A 15,178-nucleotide genomic window follows, 5' to 3' on the forward strand; every position below is an offset into this window, starting at 1 on the left:
GACCCCGCGGCAAATGGGTTGCCGGCCTCGTGGCTGGACGGCAAGGCTGGCCGTCATGAGCGCCGAACGTGACGTCGAGGAATTGATCGCGGAGGCGGCCGCCGCGCCGGTCGACGGCTGGGGCTTCGATTGGTTGGCCGGCCGGGCCACCGAGGAACGCCCACCCTGGGGGTACGCCAAGCTGGTCGCAGACCGGATGGCGCGCGCCGACGCGGCGCTGGACGTGGACACCGGGGGCGGCGAGGTGCTCGCCGAGGTCCCGCACCCGCCGAAGGTGCTGACGGCCACCGAGGGCTGGCCGCCGAACGTCGAGGTCGCCAGGCGGACCCTGCGCCCGCTTGGCGCGACGGTGGTGGCGGTCGCCCCCGACTCGGCGTTGCCGTTCCGCGACAATGCCTTCGACCTGGTGGTCAGTCGCCACCCGGTACGCACCGACTGGGCAGAGACGGCCCGGGTGTTGCGCCCGGGTGGGACGTACCTGTCGCAGCAGATCGGGGCGGGCACCATGCGGGAGTTGAGCGAGGCGATCCTCGGTCCACTGCCGCCGCCGAGCCAGCGGCATCCCGAGCAGGCGATCGCCGCGGCCGAGGCCGCCGGCCTGCGGGTCGTCGACCTGCGTCGGGCCACGCTGCGCGCGACGTTCTCCGACATCGGGGCGGTGGTGTGGTTTCTGCGCAAGGTGATCTGGACGGTGCCCGGGTTTACCGTCGACCGCTACCGCGACCAACTGCGCGCCCTGCACGACCGCATCGCCCGCGAGGGCCCTTTCGTGGCTCACGCCCAGCGCTTCCTCGTCGAAGCGACCCGCCCCTGACCCCCAAGCGCCGCCGATCATGGAGTTGTGGTGCCGAACAGAAGTCGCGCACCGGGGCAAGCCACCCACCACAACTCCATGATCGACGCCAGCTGGGGGTGTTAGTGGGGTTGGGACTGGTGGTGGGTGGCCAGGATGTCGGCGCCGAAGTCGCTGGCGGGGCGGCGGAGCACGGTGTGCGCGTGGTTGCCGTCGGCGCTGGTGTTGTCGTACTCGATCAGCAGGTCGTCGCCCTGCACCCGGTAGTAGTGCCGCTGGCCGGGCCTCGTCGGGCCGGCCCAGGCGAAGTGCAGCTGACCGCCGTGCACGCGCGCCGCCTCCCGGACGGCCAGCTCGGGTGGCAGCCGATCCAGGTAGAGCGCGACGATCTGGTCGAGCAACGCGCGGCCGGTCGGCCTCAGTCGGTCCGCCGGCACGCCGAGCGGTTCGAGGGGTCCGTCGACCCGTCCCCGGGTGGCGCTGATGATGTCGGCCGGCGCCTCGTCGGCGATGATCGCGGCGCCCCGCTCGGCCGGCCCCAGGGCGTCGAGCAGGGCGCGGGCCAGGTCCTCCTCGACGCCCAGCGGCCGGGAGACCGGGCGGCCGGCGTACCGGACCGTGGCCGGGTTGGCGCCGAAAAAGATCGGCGCGGGGGAGACCTGGTCGTCCACCACTGTCATGGTGACCGACAGGTGGTGGCCTTCCAGCCGCCACGCCCACCGGTCGTCGCGCGCCGGATCGCCGAAGACGGCCACCCAGTAGTCAGCGCTGTGCCGCCCGCGCCGCCAGTCCTCGGCCCGGTCCAGCACCTCCTCCAGCGCGAAGATCGCCATCGCCTGCGCGTACGCCGAGGGGCTGAGCGCGGTGGCCAGCAGCCGGTGCGCGGCCTTGCGACCGGCGACGTCGAGCGCGGCGAGGCAGACGCCGGGTCGGGGTCGGGGCCGGTATTCCAGCCACCGTCGGGCCGACTCGTCGTCGAACGGGTGCACGGCGCTGTCCTGGGCGGCGGGGTCGAGCGCGGCCAGCAGCGCGGTGCCGGCCGCGCGCATCTGCTCGGCTAGAGGATCTTCCACCGACCCTGTATACCGGCCGTTCGGCGTCGCTGTCAGCCGGCGCGCAGTAGCTGCGTCATCTGCGGCAGGTCGAAGAACGCCGCGGTGTCCAGGGCCGACGGGTTACCGTGGGCCGGATCGGCGCCGGCGGCGAGGAGCGCGCGGACCGCCTCGGTGCTGCTGCGGAAGACCGCGGCGGCCAGCGCGGTCTGACCGCGGTCGTTGGCCCGGGAGTGGTCGGCGCCGCGATCGAGCAGGGCGGCCACCGTGTCCGGGTGGGCGTGGTACGCGGCCAGGATCAGCAGCGTGTCGCCCTTGTCGTTGGTGAGGTTGACGGGCAGGCCGGCGTCGAGCTGCGCGGCCAACTCCTCGGTGGAGCCGGCCCGGGCCAGGTCGAACATCCGGTGCGCGAACGCCAGCGTCTCGGCGTCGAGGTGGTCGGTCACCGGTCCAGGTTAGTCGCCCCGGTCCTGGTAGGTTGCTCGGCCGGCACGCTGGGGGAGGGGCCGATGGCGGAGACGGTGTACGTGGGTAACGCGGGTGTCGACGGTGCCGCCGACGCCGGTTGGCTGCTGGGGCACTTCGTGCCGCCGGGGGAGGTCCGGCACAGCACCGAGGTCGAGGTGAAGTGGGGCGTGCATCCGCCCGGGCAGGCCCGGTCGCGGTGGGCCACCGGAGAGCGGCGTACCACCCTGCTCGTCCTCGTCGAGGGGTGTTTCCGGGTGGAGTTGCCGGACCGGACGGTACGGCTGGCCGCGCCGGGCGACTACGTGGTGTGGGGCCGGGGGGTGGACCACTCCTGGTTTGCCGAGCGCGCGTCGGTGGTGCTGACCGTGCGGTGGCCCTCCCTGCCCGGCTACCGGGTGGATCCTCCGGTCCTGCGCTGATCGGCTCCACGGCAGCCCCGCTGCGGCCACGGTGCCGGCAGGTGGGTGGAACAGCTAGGAGCCGAGGTACTGCAGGATCGCGAGGATGCGGCGGCTGTATCCGGTGGCGTGGGTGAGGTCGAGCTTGTCGAAGATGGTGTTGACGTGTTTCTCGACCGCGCTCTGTGAGATGTGCAGGCGCGCGGCGACGGCGGCGTTGGTGTGCCCCTGAGCCATGTGGTGCAGTACGTCGCGCTCCCGCGGGGTGAGACGGTTGAGCGGGTCGGTGTGTCGGGTCGCGGAGATGAGCTGCCGGACGACCTCGGGGTCGAGGGCGGTGGAGCCTGCGGCGACACGGTCGAGCGCGTCGAGGAAGTCCTCGACCTGGGCGACCCGGTCCTTCAGGACGTAGCCGACGCCTTCGGACCGGTCGGCGAGGAGCTTCGCGGCGTAGCGCTTCTCGACGTACTGGGAGAGGACGAGTACGGCGATGTCGGGCCATCGGCGGCGGATCTCCAGCGCGGCCCGTAGCCCGTCGTCGGTGTTGGTGGGTGGCATGCGGACGTCGGTGACGACGACGTCGGGGCGGTGCTGCTCGACGGCGCTGACGAGCTGGTCGGCGTCCGCGACGGCGGCGACCACCTGGTGTTCCTCGTCGGCGAGGAGGCGGGCCAGCCCTTCGCGGAGCAGGGTGGAATCTTCGGCGAGAACTATGCGCACGGCAGCACCGCCCGGATCGTCGTCGGACCGCCGGCTGGGCTGTGCAGGTCGAACTGCCCGTCCAGAGCGGTGACCCGGCGGGCGAGCCCCTGTAGGCCGTTGCCGTGCGGGTCGGCGCCGCCGGCGCCGTCGTCGCGTACGCGCATCTCGATTCTCGCGTCCCGTTTCTCGATCTCGATGGTGATCAGGGTGGCTCGGGCGTGTTTGGTGGTGTTGGTGATCGCTTCGCAGGCGACGAAGTAGAGCACGGTCTCGATCGGTCGGGTGGGCCGGACGGGCACGTCATAGCTGATCTTGACAGGGGTGGCGGATCGTTGCGCCACCATGGTCAGCACCTCGTCCAGGGTGGTGTGGTCGAGCGCGGAGGGGTAGACCCGCCAGGCCACGTCCCGCAGCTCGTCGATAGCGCGTTGCACGTCCTCGTGCGCCTGTCCGAGAAGTGCGCTCGCCTTGTCCGGGTCGCGGCTGCGTCGCGCCCGCCCCAGCAGCATGCCGAGCGCGACGAGGTGTTGCTGCAACCCGTCGTGGAGATCGCGTTCGATGCGCTGGCGTTCGGCGTCGACCGCGCTGAGGACGCCGGCTCGGCTGACGGTCAGGTCGCTGATCCGCTGGTGCAACGCCGCCCGGGTGTGAGATTCGAGCAGGCTGTGCGCCAGCCAGCGGTCCAGCCTGGCGACGCTGGCGATCGCCTGAAGGTTCACCAGCAGCAGGGCCGCCCCGACGAGCCCCTGCAGCAGGAGGGTGGCCACGGTCATGCTGCCCGCGACGAAGGAGCGCACCACGATGGCGGCGAGTGCGGCGCCGACCACGAGCAGGCCGGCGGTGAGCAGGCCGAGCGCCGCCGGCAGGAGGCGGGCGGCGAGGTAGCCGAGCACGCGCGGTCCGCTCGCCTGGGTCGGTGGCGGGGGTGGCTGCGACGCGCTGGCGGCCAACCGGTGCTGCTCCCACTCCGCGATACGTCTGGCGTACCGGACGGTGCTGGTGCCCGTGCGCCGGCGGACCGCCGGCGCCGGCGAGAGCGCGACCACGGCCAGCCCGGCGAGGAGCAGGAACAGGACCTCGGCCCCCGCGGTGAGGACGCCGAGCACCACGCCCGTGGTCGGGCGGGCCACGGCGGCGATCCACGATCGCCGACCGTGCGCGGCTCGCTCTGCCATCCGGCGGTCCCCCCATGGCTCAGGTCGTCTCGGGTCCAGGTCGTCTCGGGTCCAGGTCGTCCGGGGTCGGTGGCGGCCGGTCACGAGGGCCGCGCCCCCGGCCGCCACCCAACCGGGCTACCGGTCCACGCTCGCCATGATGACCTGTGTGTCGGCGTCACCGTCGCGGGGTGTGCCAGCGATCCCACGGCGGCTGGTCAGGAATCGTGGGGCCCACCAGTTCGCCTCTCCGAGCAGTCGCATGAGTGACGGCAGGACGACCGCGCGGATGATGGTGGCGTCGATCAGGATCGCGGCGGCGAGTCCCACGCCGAGCTGTTTGAACTCGACGATCGACAGCGTGGCGAAGACGCAGAAGACGGCGACCATGATGATCGCGGCGCTGCTGACGGTGGACGCCGACGAGACGATGCCCTGCTCGATCGCCTGCCGGGTCGGTACACCGTGCTGAACAGCCTCGCGAATGCGGCTCACGACGAACACGTGGTAGTCCATCGAGAGCCCGAAGAGGATGACGAACAGCATCAGTGGCAGCCAGGACACAACCGCGCCGTTGGAGGTGAAGCCGAGCAGGCCCTCCGCCCAGGTGTACTGGAACACCAGCACCAGCAGCCCGTACGAGGCGGCCACGGAGATCGTGTTGAGCAGGACCGACGTCAGCGCCACCACGACTGACCGGAACGTGCAGAGCATGATCAGGAACGTCGTGGCGAGCACGAACCCGACGACCGGTGGCAGCGCCGCCGCCATGCGGTCACGGAAGTCGGCGTCGCTGGCGGTACGTCCGGTCACTGCCCACCGCGTTTCCGGGACGGTGCCGACCGTCTGCGGTAGCAGTTCGCCGCGCAGCCGCCGCAGAGACTGCGTCGCCACGCGACTGTCGCTGGCGCCCGCCACGTGGACGGTGGACAGGAAGACGGTGCCGTCGGCCGACCTGCGGACGGTCGGGGGACGGTCCTGGGCGAACCGGCTGTCGCCCCTGATCCGCCTGGAGAGCTCGGCGAGTTCCCGGTGCACCGCCGCGCCGCCGGCGGTGGTGGTGCGGACCGCGACGACGTGACTGGTGCCCAGGTCGTTGCTCGGGAACGCCTGCGCCAGGCGGTCGACGGTGCGCAGGATCGGAATCGAGCGGGGCAGGTCGGTCATGGTCGGCTTCTTGAGGTTCATGTCCAGCGCCGGGATGGCGACGAGGACCAGTGCTCCGACGGAGATCACGAGGGTCGGTAGCGGCGCGCGCAGCGCCGGCCGTAGGACCGCGGCCCAGAGGCGGCTCCGCTGCGCCCGGTGGATCCGCCGACCGAGGAAGGGCACGCGTAACCGGTCCACCCAGCGCCCGAGGGCGACCAGGATCGCGGGCAGCACGGTGAGGGAGCCGACCACGGCAACGCCGACCACCAGGATCGAGCCGGTCGCCATCGAACTGAACGTGTTGTCGCCGACCAGGAACAGGCTGGCCATGGCGACCATGACGGCGACGCCGGAGACCAGTACCGCGTGCCCCGAGGTGGCGGCCGCGATCTCGACCGCGCTGCGATGGTCACGCCCGCGCGCTCGTTCCTCCCGCTCCCGGCGGAGGTAGAACAGCGAGTAGTCGACGCCGACCGCCAAGCCGATCAGCAGGATGATGCTGCTGACCATCTCCCCGGCCGGGAAGAGGTGCGAGGCGAATTCTGCCAGCCCCATCGCACCGGCCACGGCTGACAACGCCAGGACGACGGGCACTCCGGCAGCGATCAACGCGCCGAAGCTGAACAACAGGATCACCAGCGCCACCGGCACGCTGATCAGCTCCGCCCGGACGAAATCCCCCGCCAGCGTCTCGGTCAGTGCCTTTCCCAGGGATGCCGACCCCACCTGTTCCACCCACAGGTCGGGATACCGCTGCTGCGCCTGCGTCGTGGCCTCCAGCAGCGGTCCGACGCGAGCGTCCGCGTCGTCCGCCGACCCGGTCATCTCCACCTCGACCAGCACTGCACCGCGATCGGGCGAGGTGACCGGGTCGGCGACCGTCGCCACCTCGGGCAGGACGCGCATCCGCGCGGACAGGTCGATCGCCGCGGTCTGCGCACGCCGGAGATCGAGATCGCCCGCCCGCGCCGTGATCAGGACGCTCTCCGCCGCCGGGGCGTCGGGGAAGGCGCCGGCCTGTTCGATGCGATCCGCGCGGGCCAGTTCCCCGTGCAGGCTGTCCTGCGTGGTGGCCTCGACCGTGCCGACCAGGCTGCCACCGATCACGCTGGCTGCCACGAAACACAGCCAGGCCGTGATCGCCAGCCAGGGATGGTGGGCGCTCCACCGGCCGATCCGCGCGGTGAAAGGCTTACCGGCGAGCGCGCGGACCGGGGTGACGACGTTCTGGATCATGTCGACGACGTTATGGACTCCCGGTGGCCCGGACCATGAGGTCGACCGCCGACCTCAGCGGGGCGACCACACCAGCCGGGTGTGGAAAACCGCACCCCTGAGCTGGTCGTCGGGAGCGGACCGTCGTCCCACCAGGCGGTATTACCTACTAAACCTATAGGCTTTGCCGTCTAGAGTACGAGGGCACCCCGCCGAACGACCCGCGAGGAACCGCCATGACGCACCGCCGCCCGGAGCCCGACCTGCTCACCGTCGCCGCCCGGTGGGCCGACCCGGCCGGCTGGCCGGTCGCGTTGCGCTTCGACCCTGCCGAGCGCTGGTACGCGCGCCTCGACGTCGGCGACGACCACGAGGTGTGGGCCCTGAGTTGGCTGCCCGGGCAGGGCACCGACCTGCACGACCACGGCGGCTCCGCCGGAGCGTTCCGGGTCGTCGACGGCGCGCTCACCGAGGAGACGGTCAGTCTCGGTCGGCTACGCCCACGGCTGCTGTCCGCCGGCGCCGGTCGTCGCTTCGGCCCCCGACACGTACACCAGGTGACCAACCAGGGCTCGGTGCCGGCGGTCAGCGTGCACGTCTACCGGCCGGCGCTGCTGCGGATGACCCGCTATCACCTCGTCGACGGACGGCTGCGGGTCGCCGAAGTCGCCGAGGCTGGCCGGTCCTGGTGAGCGCCGGCCAGCCACGATTCATACCTGTCACCGGAAGGAACCCATAATGCAGCTAACCGCCGAGCACCGCCCGGCCCCCGTGCCGCCGCCGGGCTCTCGGGGCATCGACGAGATCCTGGACGCCGCGCGCGCCCGCCTCGACCGGCTGGACCCGGAACGGGCGCACCTGGCGTACCGGACCGGAGCGCTGCTTGTCGACATCCGGCCGGCGGCGCAGCGGGCCGCGCACGGCATGGTGCCGGGTTCGCTCGTGGTCGAGCGCAACGTGCTGGAGTGGCGCTTCGATCCGCGCTGTCCGGCACGCCTGCCGCAGGCGGTCGACTACGACGTGCCGGTGGTGATCCTCTGCCAGGAGGGTTACACCTCGTCGCTGGCCGCCGCCGCCCTACAGGACATCGGCCTGCACCGGGCCACCGACGTGGCGGGTGGGTTCGCCGCCTGGCGGATCGCCGGTCTGCCGGCCCTCGGCCCGACCCCGCTGCACCGCACCACCCCTCACGCGTCCCCGGTCAACACCGGGCGAGCGCGCCACTGACCGTCACGCCGTACCCGGCGTGGCGGGCGTACCGCCACTCAGGAGGCACCATGTCCGTCGTCGCCATCCCCACGCGCCGTCACCCCGGGCTGCGCCCCGCGCGGCCGCGCACCGCACCGACCCTGACCATCACCCTCGACCTCGTCCCCGGGCCGCTGAGCCCGCGGCTGGCCCGGCTGGTGCAGTTGCTCGGTGAGCTGGCCGAGTCGGGTGAGGGTCAGCTGCGTACCGTCGAGAATGTCGCGGCGGTGCCGCGACCGGCCCCGAGGCCGGCCATCGCCGAGCCGCCCGCCGACACGGACCACGTGGACATCCTGGCCGGCTCGCGGCTGGTCCGCCGCGGTGGCCGGGTCGTCCCACTGACCCGCATCGAGTACGAGCTGCTGCTGTTCCTGGCCGAGCGGCCGCGCCGGGTCTTCACCCGCCTGCAGCTGTTGTCGAGCGTCTGGGGTTACGAGCACGCGGTGGCCCGGACCGTGGACGTGCACGTGCGCCGGTTGCGCGCCAAGCTGCCCGGGGCGGAGCTGATCACCACCGTCTACGGGGTCGGCTACCGACTGGCCGACGAGGCGGGGATCAGCGTCGACCACAGCCGCTGAACCCCACTGCGGCGACCCGGCGATCGTCCCGCTGAACAGGACGGGGACCCCCGTATCGGTGCATCGCGTGGGCTCTGCTGTAATCATCTGACTTCACACGCAGAGCGAGCATCTGGCTCCGATGTGTAAGTCAATTGTCACAGTCATGCAACGCGGTCGCCTCTTGACCCTCGCCCAAGCGCCGGGAAACATCGATGAAGCGGCGTCCCGGGCCGTGGGGAGATACCCGGATCAGCCCAAGGAGGACCATGTCGGTCAGCCCTGCCTCGTCGCGCGCCGGATGGCATACGTCCCAACCCCCGGTGCCCGGTCGACCGCCCGGTGGCCAGCGTCGCCCGGCCAACACCGCCGCGCCCGTGCTCACCGTGACGCTGTCCATCCCGCTGGCCTCTGAGGAGTCGCTGACCCCGGCGGCACGTCGGCTGCTCGACGCCGCCCGGGAGATGCTGGAGCGGGGCGAGGGCGTGATCATCGGGACCGTGCCGGCCGAGCGTCGCCCCGACCAGGCCTCCCCCAACCGGTCGCCGACCCTGGCGCTCAGCCCGACCATCCCGGCCCTGCACATCCTCGCGTCGTCCCGCTCGGTGCTGCGCGACGACGAGCCGCTGCCGCTGACCCGGTTGGAGTTCGACCTGCTGCTGCACCTGGTCGCCCACCCGCGCCGGGTGTTCACCAGGCTGCAACTGCTCAACGCCGTCTGGGGCTACGAGCACGCCGGCGTCCGCACCGTCGACGTGCACGTGCGTCGGCTGCGCGGCAAGGTCGGTGTGGACGTACCACTGGTCACCACCGTCTACGGCGTGGGTTACCGGTTGGCCGACGACGCCCGGGTGACCATCGACCGCTCCGGCTGACCGGCGTCACCGGCCCGTCCACGCCGGGGCAGGATGGTCCGGTGCGCATCCGCCCCATCTCGCCCGACCTGCTCGTCGACGAGCTGACCGGCCGGCTGGCCGACGCCGCGACACGCGCCGCGACCGACGGCGCCGGACCCGCGCGGTTGCGCGTGGCCGTGGACGGCGCTCCCGCCGCGGGCGTCGACGACCTGGCCGACGCGCTCGTCGACCCACTGCGCGCCCGGGGTCGTCCGGTGCTGCACGTCCGCGCCTCCGACTTCCTCCGCCCCGCCTCGCTGCGCTTCGAGCTGGGCCGCACCAACCCGGACTCCTTCTACGAGAACTGGGTCGACGAGGCCGGGCTGCGTCGCGAGGTGCTCGACCCGGCTGGTCCGGGCGGCACCGGGCGGCTGCTCCCGTCGCTCTGGGACGCCGACGCCGACCGGGCCAGCCGCGCCCGTTACGTCCACCTGCCACCCGGAGGCGTCGTCCTGGTCAGCGGCCCGCTGCTGCTCGGCGGTGGCCTGCCCTTCGACGTCACCGTCCACCTTCAGGTGTCCGCGGCGGCGCTGCGCCGGCGTACCGAAGCCGGACAGGTGTGGGCGCTGCCGGCCTTCGACAGGTACGCCGAGGAGGTCGCCCCGGCGAGCTTCGCCGACGTCGTGGTGCGGGCCGACGACCCCCGCCACCCGGCGCTCGTGGAGGCCGACGGCGACGCCTGAAAACCGTCGGGAAATCGTCGGTTTGCTCGGCTCGTACGGCGGGTACTCGCCCGGCTCACAGAGCGCGGGTGACCGCCCGCGTACCGAATGCGACCGTGACCCGGGGCACGATGCCGCCGGCATCCGGTTCACCGTGAGCCTCAGGCCCAGGAAAGGCAGGCAGCGATGCTCGTCGACGACACGGTCGGTACGACCCGCCCCCAGGCGGAGATCGACCAGATCCGGCTCTCCCTCCAGGCGCGCTACGACGAGCTGACCGCCGAGTACGACCAGGCTGTGCTCCAGAGCCAGGTGCTGCGCCTGGTGGAGGTCGGTGACACCGCGGGCGACGACCAGGCCGACAGCGGGACCAAGACGGCCGAGCGGGACACCGCGCAGTCGCTGTTGCGCACCATCCTCGACCGCCGCGCCCAGTACGAGCACGCCCTCGGCCGGCTCGAGGAGGGCACCTACGGCTGGTGCGAGGGGTGCGCGGCGGCGATCCCGGTGGAGCGGCTGGAGATCTTCCCGGCCGCCACCACCTGTGTGACCTGCAAGCAGACCCGTGAACGGCGGGCGGCCTGAGTAACGCCAGCGGTTGCCGGTCGGCCCACGACGCGATGGACTTGAGCCATGGGTGACATCCTGGTGGGCACCGCGTCCTGGACCGACCGCACCTTGCTGGACTCGGGCTGGTATCCGCAGACCGCGGACAACCCGGAGAAGCGGCTGGCCTACTACGCCCGGAAGTTTCCGCTCGTCGAAGTGGACGCCACCTACTACTCCCCGCCCGCCGAGGCGACCGCGAGGCTGTGGGCCGAACGCACCCCGGACGGCTTCACCTTCAACATCAAGGCGTTCAGCCTGCTGACCGGACATCCCACCCGGGTCAGCGCGCTCTACAAGGACCTGCGGCCGGAGACCGACAAGAAGAACGTCTACCCCGACGACCTGCCCGCGCAGGCGTACGAGGAGGTCTGGACGCGGTTCCTGTCCGCGCTGGACCCGCTGGTCGAGGCGGGCAAGCTGGGCGCGCTGCTGTTCCAGTTCCCGCCCTGGTTCACCATCAAGCGGGCCAACAAGGAGTACCTGCTGGAGGTGGCGAAGCGCTGCGCGCCGTTGCGCCCGGTGTACGAGTTCCGGCACGCCTCCTGGTTCGACGGCGACAACGCCGACGAGACCCTGGCCTTCCTGCGCGAGCACGACCTGCCGTACGTCTGCGTGGACATGCCGCAGGGCCACCGCTCGTCGCTGCCCCCGGTGCTGGCCGCCACCGCGGACCTCGCGGTCGTGCGTTTCCACGGGCACAGCGACAAGTGGACGAGCAAGGACATCCACGAGAAGTTCGGCTACCACTACTCCAAGCGGGAGTTGGCCGACTGGGCGCCGAAGCTGCGCGAGCTGGCCGACCAGGCCGGGCAGACCCACGTTTTGATGAACAACTGCTACCGCGACTACGCGCAGACGAATGCCACGACCCTGGCCGGGCTCCTCGGCGCCGACTGACCGCCGGCGGGGCGTCGCGGATCACCCGATCGGGGTGGTGCCGGCTCACCCGCCCCGCCGGCAGGGTGGACACGGTGGTGCCGGTCGCCCGCAGGGTGGCCGACGCCGGAGACGACACGGAGGTGACGGGGGATGACGGTTCGAGTGGTGACGGATCGACGGCGGGGAGCCGTCCTGCACGTGGTCGGCACGCCCGACAACGCCCGGAGCGCCCCGCAGGGCAGCCCGGTGCGGGCCCGACGCGGCCCGGTGGGACCGCCACGTCGTACCGACGACCGACGGTGGGACAACACGGAACGGGGGGCCTCCGATGGCTGACGCGATGATCTCAGCGTTCGAATCCTCGCTGGACAAGACGAACCTGATCCTGAAGGACATCGAGAACGCCTACGGCTGGCCGAAGGATCGGCGCAACCAGTCGTACGCGGCGCTGCGCACGGTGTTGCACCTGTTGCGCGACCGGCTGCCGGTGGACGAGAGCGTGGAGTTCGCCCAGCAGTTGCCGGTGCTGGTGCGGGGCATCTACTTCGACGGGTGGGTCCCGTCGGACGTGCCGATCAAGCTCAACCGGGACGACTTCCTCTACGAGGTCCGCCAGGGCTTCCCGTACGACGCGGAGGGCGGCGCGGAGCGTGTCACGCAGGTGGTGCTCGACACCCTGCGCCGACACGTCACCCAGGGCGAGTGGCAGGACGTGAAGGACACCATGCCGGCCGACCTGGCCGTGATGATGCCGTGACGACCTGACGCGCCAGAGCCCGCCCGACGACCTGTCGGGCGGGCTCTCAGCCGTTTGTCGGGTCCGCCTCGGCGGCGGTCGGCACCCGGGACACCGGATGTCCGGCCCGACGGGCCAACGCGGCGAACGCGACGGCGTCCACGATCGCGGCGCCGCCCGGGTCGTTGTTGAAGTAGACGTACGCCGGCTCGTCCGCGTCGAACGTGTCGGCCAGCCGGTGCGCCCAGGACCGCAGCGCCGCGCGACCGTACCGGGGCCAGGGCCGCGCCCGGCCCTCGTGCAGCCGGAGGTAGCCGAAGTCGGTGGTGCGCCAGAGCGGGGCGACCGGCCGTCCGAGCCGGTCCGCCCAGACCAGGGCCGCCCGACGCCGTTCCAGCACCGCCCGGGTGGCGTCGGTCCACCAGGAGGGGTGCCGGGGCTCCACCGCGACCCGCACGTCCGCGGGGAACAGCCGCAGGGTGGCGTCGAGCGCGGCCACGTCCACCCGCAGGTTAGGTGGTAGTTGCAGTAGCACCGGGCCGAGCCGGTCGCCGAGGGCGGTGGCGCGACCGAGGAACCGGGCGACCGGCTCGGCCGGCTCACGCAGCCGCTTGATGTGGGTGAGATAGCGGCTCATCTTCACCGCCACGCAGAAGTCCGCCGGGGTGCGTGCCCGCCAGGCGGCGAAGGTGTCCCGCTCCGGCAGCCGGTAGAAGGCGTTGTTGACCTCCACCGTGGCGAAACCCTCGGCGAAGTGTTCCAGCCAGAGTCGCTGCGGCAGCTGCTGCGGATAGAAACGGCCCCGCCAGTCCCGATACTGCCAGCCGGACGTACCCACCAGGATCACCGTCCCATCGTGACACTCTCCGCCACGGCTCGCGAACCGCCCGTGTCGTCCCGCTTCGACGTCTACGGTGAGGGTTAGAGAAGATCGCGCGTGGGGTACCACCCGCAGCACGACGGACCCCGGCGTACGGCGGGGGCGGCACACCCGAGGGAGTACCGATGGCACTCAACGACGACGACATGCAGACCACGGGCGGCGGCGGCCTGGAGGGCCCGGCCGACGGTGGCGCGACCCCCGGTCACCAGGACGGTGGCGCGGACGGTGGCGCGGAGGGCCCGGCCGACGGTGGCGCGACCCCCGGTCACCAGGACGGTGGCGCCGATGGTGGCGCGGAGGGTCCCGCCGACGGCGGTGCGACGCCGGGTCACCAGGACGGTGGCGCCGACGGCAGCGCGCGGTAGCGGCACACCATGACGCACCTCGATCCGCCGGGCGGCCACGGCCGCCCGGCGGTTCCGTCCGCATCCGCCGCCGCGGCGCTGGCCCGTTGCGTCTCGGTCGAACCGGCCAAGTTCGCCGCCGCGCACTGGGGACACACGCCGCTGCTGTCCCGCGCCGCCGAGCTGCCCGACCCGGCCGGCTTCACCGACCTGCTCAGCCCCGCCGACGCCGACGAGCTGCTGAGCCGGCGCGGTCTGCGTACCCCGTTCCTGCGGGTCGCCAGGGACGGCCAGTTGGTGCCGGCGGCGCGCTGGACCGGCGGCGGCGGTGCCGGCGCCGAGATCGGCGACCAGGTGCTCGACGAGCGGGTCCTGGAGCAGTACGCCGCTGGCGCCACCCTTGTGTTGCAGGGTCTGCACCGGATCTGGCCGCCGCTCGTCGACTTCGCCCGCGACCTGGGCCTCGCGCTCAACCAGCCGTTGCAGATCAACGCCTACCTGACGCCGGCCGGCAGTCAGGGATTCGCCACCCACTACGACACGCACGACGTGTTCGTCCTCCAGGTGGACGGCCGCAAGCACTGGCGGATCCACCCGCCGGTGCTGCCCGACCCGCTGGAGAAGCAGCCGTGGGGTGGCCGGGCCGACGAGGTCGGCGCGACCGCGCAGGGCCCCGCCGCGCTGGACGTGGTGCTCGCCCCCGGCGACGCCCTCTACCTGCCCCGGGGTTGGCTGCACAGCGCGCAGGCACAGGACGCCAGCTCGCTGCACCTGACCGTGGGCATTCGGGCGCTCACCCGGTACGCCCTGGTCGAGGAGTTGCTCGCGCTGGCCGCCGAGGACCAGCGGCTGCGGGCCACCCTGCCGTTCGGCACCGACGTCGCCGACCCGGACGCCATCGAGCCGGAGCTGACCGAGACGGTGGAGGCGCTGCGGGACTGGCTGCTGCGCGCCGACCCGGGCGCGGTCGCCGCGCGGCTGCGCCAGCGGGCCTGGCCGGCTGCCCGCCCGGCACCCATCCGACCGCTCGCCCAGGCCGACGCGGTGGCCGCGCTGGACGCCGACGCCCGGGTCACCCTGCGGCCCGGCCTGCGCTGGCAACTGGTGCCGCACGGCTCGGACACGGTGGCGTTGCGGCTGTTCGACCGCACGATCACCCTGCCCGCCGAGTGCGAGGCGGCGGCTCGTGTCCTGCTCAGCGGCGCGGTCACCCGGGTCGGTGACCTGCCCGGCCTTCCCGACGACGCCGACCGGGTCACCCTGACCCGCCGCCTGCTCCGCGAGGCCGTCCTGGTCCCGGCCTGACGGCCCGGCCCGCGGTCGCTGGACCGGTGTGGTGCGGCCTGGTGTGGCGCGGCCTGGTCCGGTGTGGCGCGGCGGGTGATCGACTCGGCTTTCTTGAAGTCGCGGGGTCCGGGCGGCGGGGATGGCCC

General features: G+C 72.5%; 18 protein-coding genes and 1 pseudogene. 13 read left to right on the plus strand and 6 right to left on the minus strand.

Translation table 11 applies throughout. The features are described from left to right. Positions 1 to 55 precede the first annotated feature (55 nt). Complete coding sequence (locus AB0C01_RS28330; RefSeq protein WP_357254089.1) at positions 56 to 814, plus strand: class I SAM-dependent methyltransferase; 759 nt, start codon at positions 56 to 58, stop codon at positions 812 to 814. Positions 815 to 915: 101 nt separating this feature from the next. Here the strand turns inward: AB0C01_RS28330 and AB0C01_RS28335 are convergent, their stop codons facing one another. Together AB0C01_RS28335 and AB0C01_RS28340 are read right to left on the minus strand one after the other, a co-directional pair. Next, on the minus strand, positions 916 to 1,866 hold the full coding sequence (locus AB0C01_RS28335; RefSeq protein WP_357254091.1) for a DUF3500 domain-containing protein: 951 nt from the start codon (positions 1,864 to 1,866) through the stop codon (positions 916 to 918). Positions 1,867 to 1,898: 32 nt separating this feature from the next. Beyond that, positions 1,899 to 2,291, minus strand: coding sequence for an ankyrin repeat domain-containing protein (locus AB0C01_RS28340; protein ID WP_357254093.1), 393 nt, complete (start codon positions 2,289 to 2,291; stop codon positions 1,899 to 1,901). Between the two features lie 63 nt (positions 2,292 to 2,354). Here AB0C01_RS28340 and AB0C01_RS28345 point away from each other — a divergent pair, with 63 nt between their 5' ends. Continuing rightward, positions 2,355 to 2,732: a signal peptidase I gene (locus AB0C01_RS28345; RefSeq protein WP_357254095.1), complete on the plus strand. Its 378-nt coding sequence runs from the start codon at positions 2,355 to 2,357 to the stop codon at positions 2,730 to 2,732. A gap of 54 nt (positions 2,733 to 2,786) precedes the next feature. On the opposite strand, the gene AB0C01_RS28350 is transcribed toward AB0C01_RS28345, so the two are convergent. From AB0C01_RS28350 to AB0C01_RS28360, 3 genes are all read right to left on the minus strand, one after another. Beyond that, complete coding sequence (locus AB0C01_RS28350) at positions 2,787 to 3,431, minus strand: response regulator transcription factor (RefSeq protein ID WP_357254097.1); 645 nt, start codon at positions 3,429 to 3,431, stop codon at positions 2,787 to 2,789. Beyond that, on the minus strand, positions 3,422 to 4,588 hold the full coding sequence (locus AB0C01_RS28355) for a histidine kinase (protein ID WP_357254099.1): 1,167 nt from the start codon (positions 4,586 to 4,588) through the stop codon (positions 3,422 to 3,424). The genes AB0C01_RS28350 and AB0C01_RS28355 overlap by 10 nt, the downstream gene beginning before the upstream one ends. 117 nt (positions 4,589 to 4,705) lie before the next feature. Then, a complete protein-coding gene (locus AB0C01_RS28360) occupies positions 4,706 to 6,952 on the minus strand; it encodes an MMPL family transporter (RefSeq protein ID WP_357254101.1) in 2,247 nt (748 codons plus the stop codon). Positions 6,953 to 7,167: 215 nt separating this feature from the next. Between AB0C01_RS28360 and AB0C01_RS28365 the strand changes: the two genes are divergently transcribed. The 9 genes from AB0C01_RS28365 to AB0C01_RS28405 all read left to right on the plus strand — a co-directional run bounded on the left by AB0C01_RS28365 (position 7,168) and on the right by AB0C01_RS28405 (position 12,539). Beyond that, positions 7,168 to 7,623 carry a cysteine dioxygenase family protein gene (locus AB0C01_RS28365; protein WP_357254103.1) on the plus strand — a complete coding sequence of 152 codons (456 nt, stop codon included), beginning with the start codon at positions 7,168 to 7,170 and terminating at the stop codon, positions 7,621 to 7,623. Between the two features lie 46 nt (positions 7,624 to 7,669). After that, positions 7,670 to 8,158, plus strand: a complete 489-nt coding sequence (locus tag AB0C01_RS28370) for a rhodanese-like domain-containing protein (protein WP_357254105.1) — start codon at positions 7,670 to 7,672, stop codon at positions 8,156 to 8,158. Positions 8,159 to 8,208: 50 nt separating this feature from the next. Further along, on the plus strand, positions 8,209 to 8,757 hold the full coding sequence (locus tag AB0C01_RS28375) for a winged helix-turn-helix domain-containing protein (protein WP_357254107.1): 549 nt from the start codon (positions 8,209 to 8,211) through the stop codon (positions 8,755 to 8,757). Positions 8,758 to 9,005: 248 nt separating this feature from the next. Further along, entirely contained in the window at positions 9,006 to 9,611 is a 606-nt protein-coding gene (locus AB0C01_RS28380) for a winged helix-turn-helix domain-containing protein (RefSeq protein WP_357254109.1), read from the plus strand. A gap of 41 nt (positions 9,612 to 9,652) precedes the next feature. Further along, positions 9,653 to 10,315: a uridine kinase gene (locus AB0C01_RS28385; RefSeq protein ID WP_357254111.1), complete on the plus strand. Its 663-nt coding sequence runs from the start codon at positions 9,653 to 9,655 to the stop codon at positions 10,313 to 10,315. Positions 10,316 to 10,480: 165 nt separating this feature from the next. Next, on the plus strand, positions 10,481 to 10,879 hold the full coding sequence (locus AB0C01_RS28390) for a TraR/DksA C4-type zinc finger protein (protein ID WP_357254113.1): 399 nt from the start codon (positions 10,481 to 10,483) through the stop codon (positions 10,877 to 10,879). 48 nt (positions 10,880 to 10,927) lie between these two features. Next, positions 10,928 to 11,800, plus strand: a complete 873-nt coding sequence (locus AB0C01_RS28395; protein WP_357572579.1) for a DUF72 domain-containing protein — start codon at positions 10,928 to 10,930, stop codon at positions 11,798 to 11,800. Between the two features lie 132 nt (positions 11,801 to 11,932). Further along, positions 11,933 to 12,118 (plus strand): hypothetical protein, encoded by a 186-nt coding sequence (locus AB0C01_RS28400; RefSeq protein WP_357254117.1) that lies wholly within the window; start codon positions 11,933 to 11,935, stop codon positions 12,116 to 12,118. Then, the gene (locus tag AB0C01_RS28405; protein WP_357254119.1) at positions 12,111 to 12,539 is read left to right on the plus strand and encodes a DUF2267 domain-containing protein; all 429 of its coding nucleotides are present in this window, start codon (positions 12,111 to 12,113) and stop codon (positions 12,537 to 12,539) included. Before AB0C01_RS28400 ends, AB0C01_RS28405 begins: the two co-directional genes overlap by 8 nt. A 46-nt stretch (positions 12,540 to 12,585) precedes the next feature. Here the strand turns inward: AB0C01_RS28405 and AB0C01_RS28410 are convergent, their stop codons facing one another. Beyond that, positions 12,586 to 13,365 (minus strand): DUF72 domain-containing protein, encoded by a 780-nt coding sequence (locus tag AB0C01_RS28410; protein ID WP_357254121.1) that lies wholly within the window; start codon positions 13,363 to 13,365, stop codon positions 12,586 to 12,588. Positions 13,366 to 13,523: 158 nt separating this feature from the next. Here AB0C01_RS28410 and AB0C01_RS28415 point away from each other — a divergent pair. After that, positions 13,524 to 13,760 (plus strand): annotated as a pseudogene (locus AB0C01_RS28415) (hypothetical protein); the annotation flags it as partial. Positions 13,761 to 13,775: 15 nt separating this feature from the next. Next, complete coding sequence (locus tag AB0C01_RS28420; RefSeq protein WP_357572580.1) at positions 13,776 to 15,050, plus strand: cupin domain-containing protein; 1,275 nt, start codon at positions 13,776 to 13,778, stop codon at positions 15,048 to 15,050. Positions 15,051 to 15,178 lie beyond the last annotated feature (128 nt).

The organism is Micromonospora sp. NPDC048905 (genome assembly GCF_040649655.1).
Lineage (GTDB): Bacteria > Actinomycetota > Actinomycetes > Mycobacteriales > Micromonosporaceae > Micromonospora.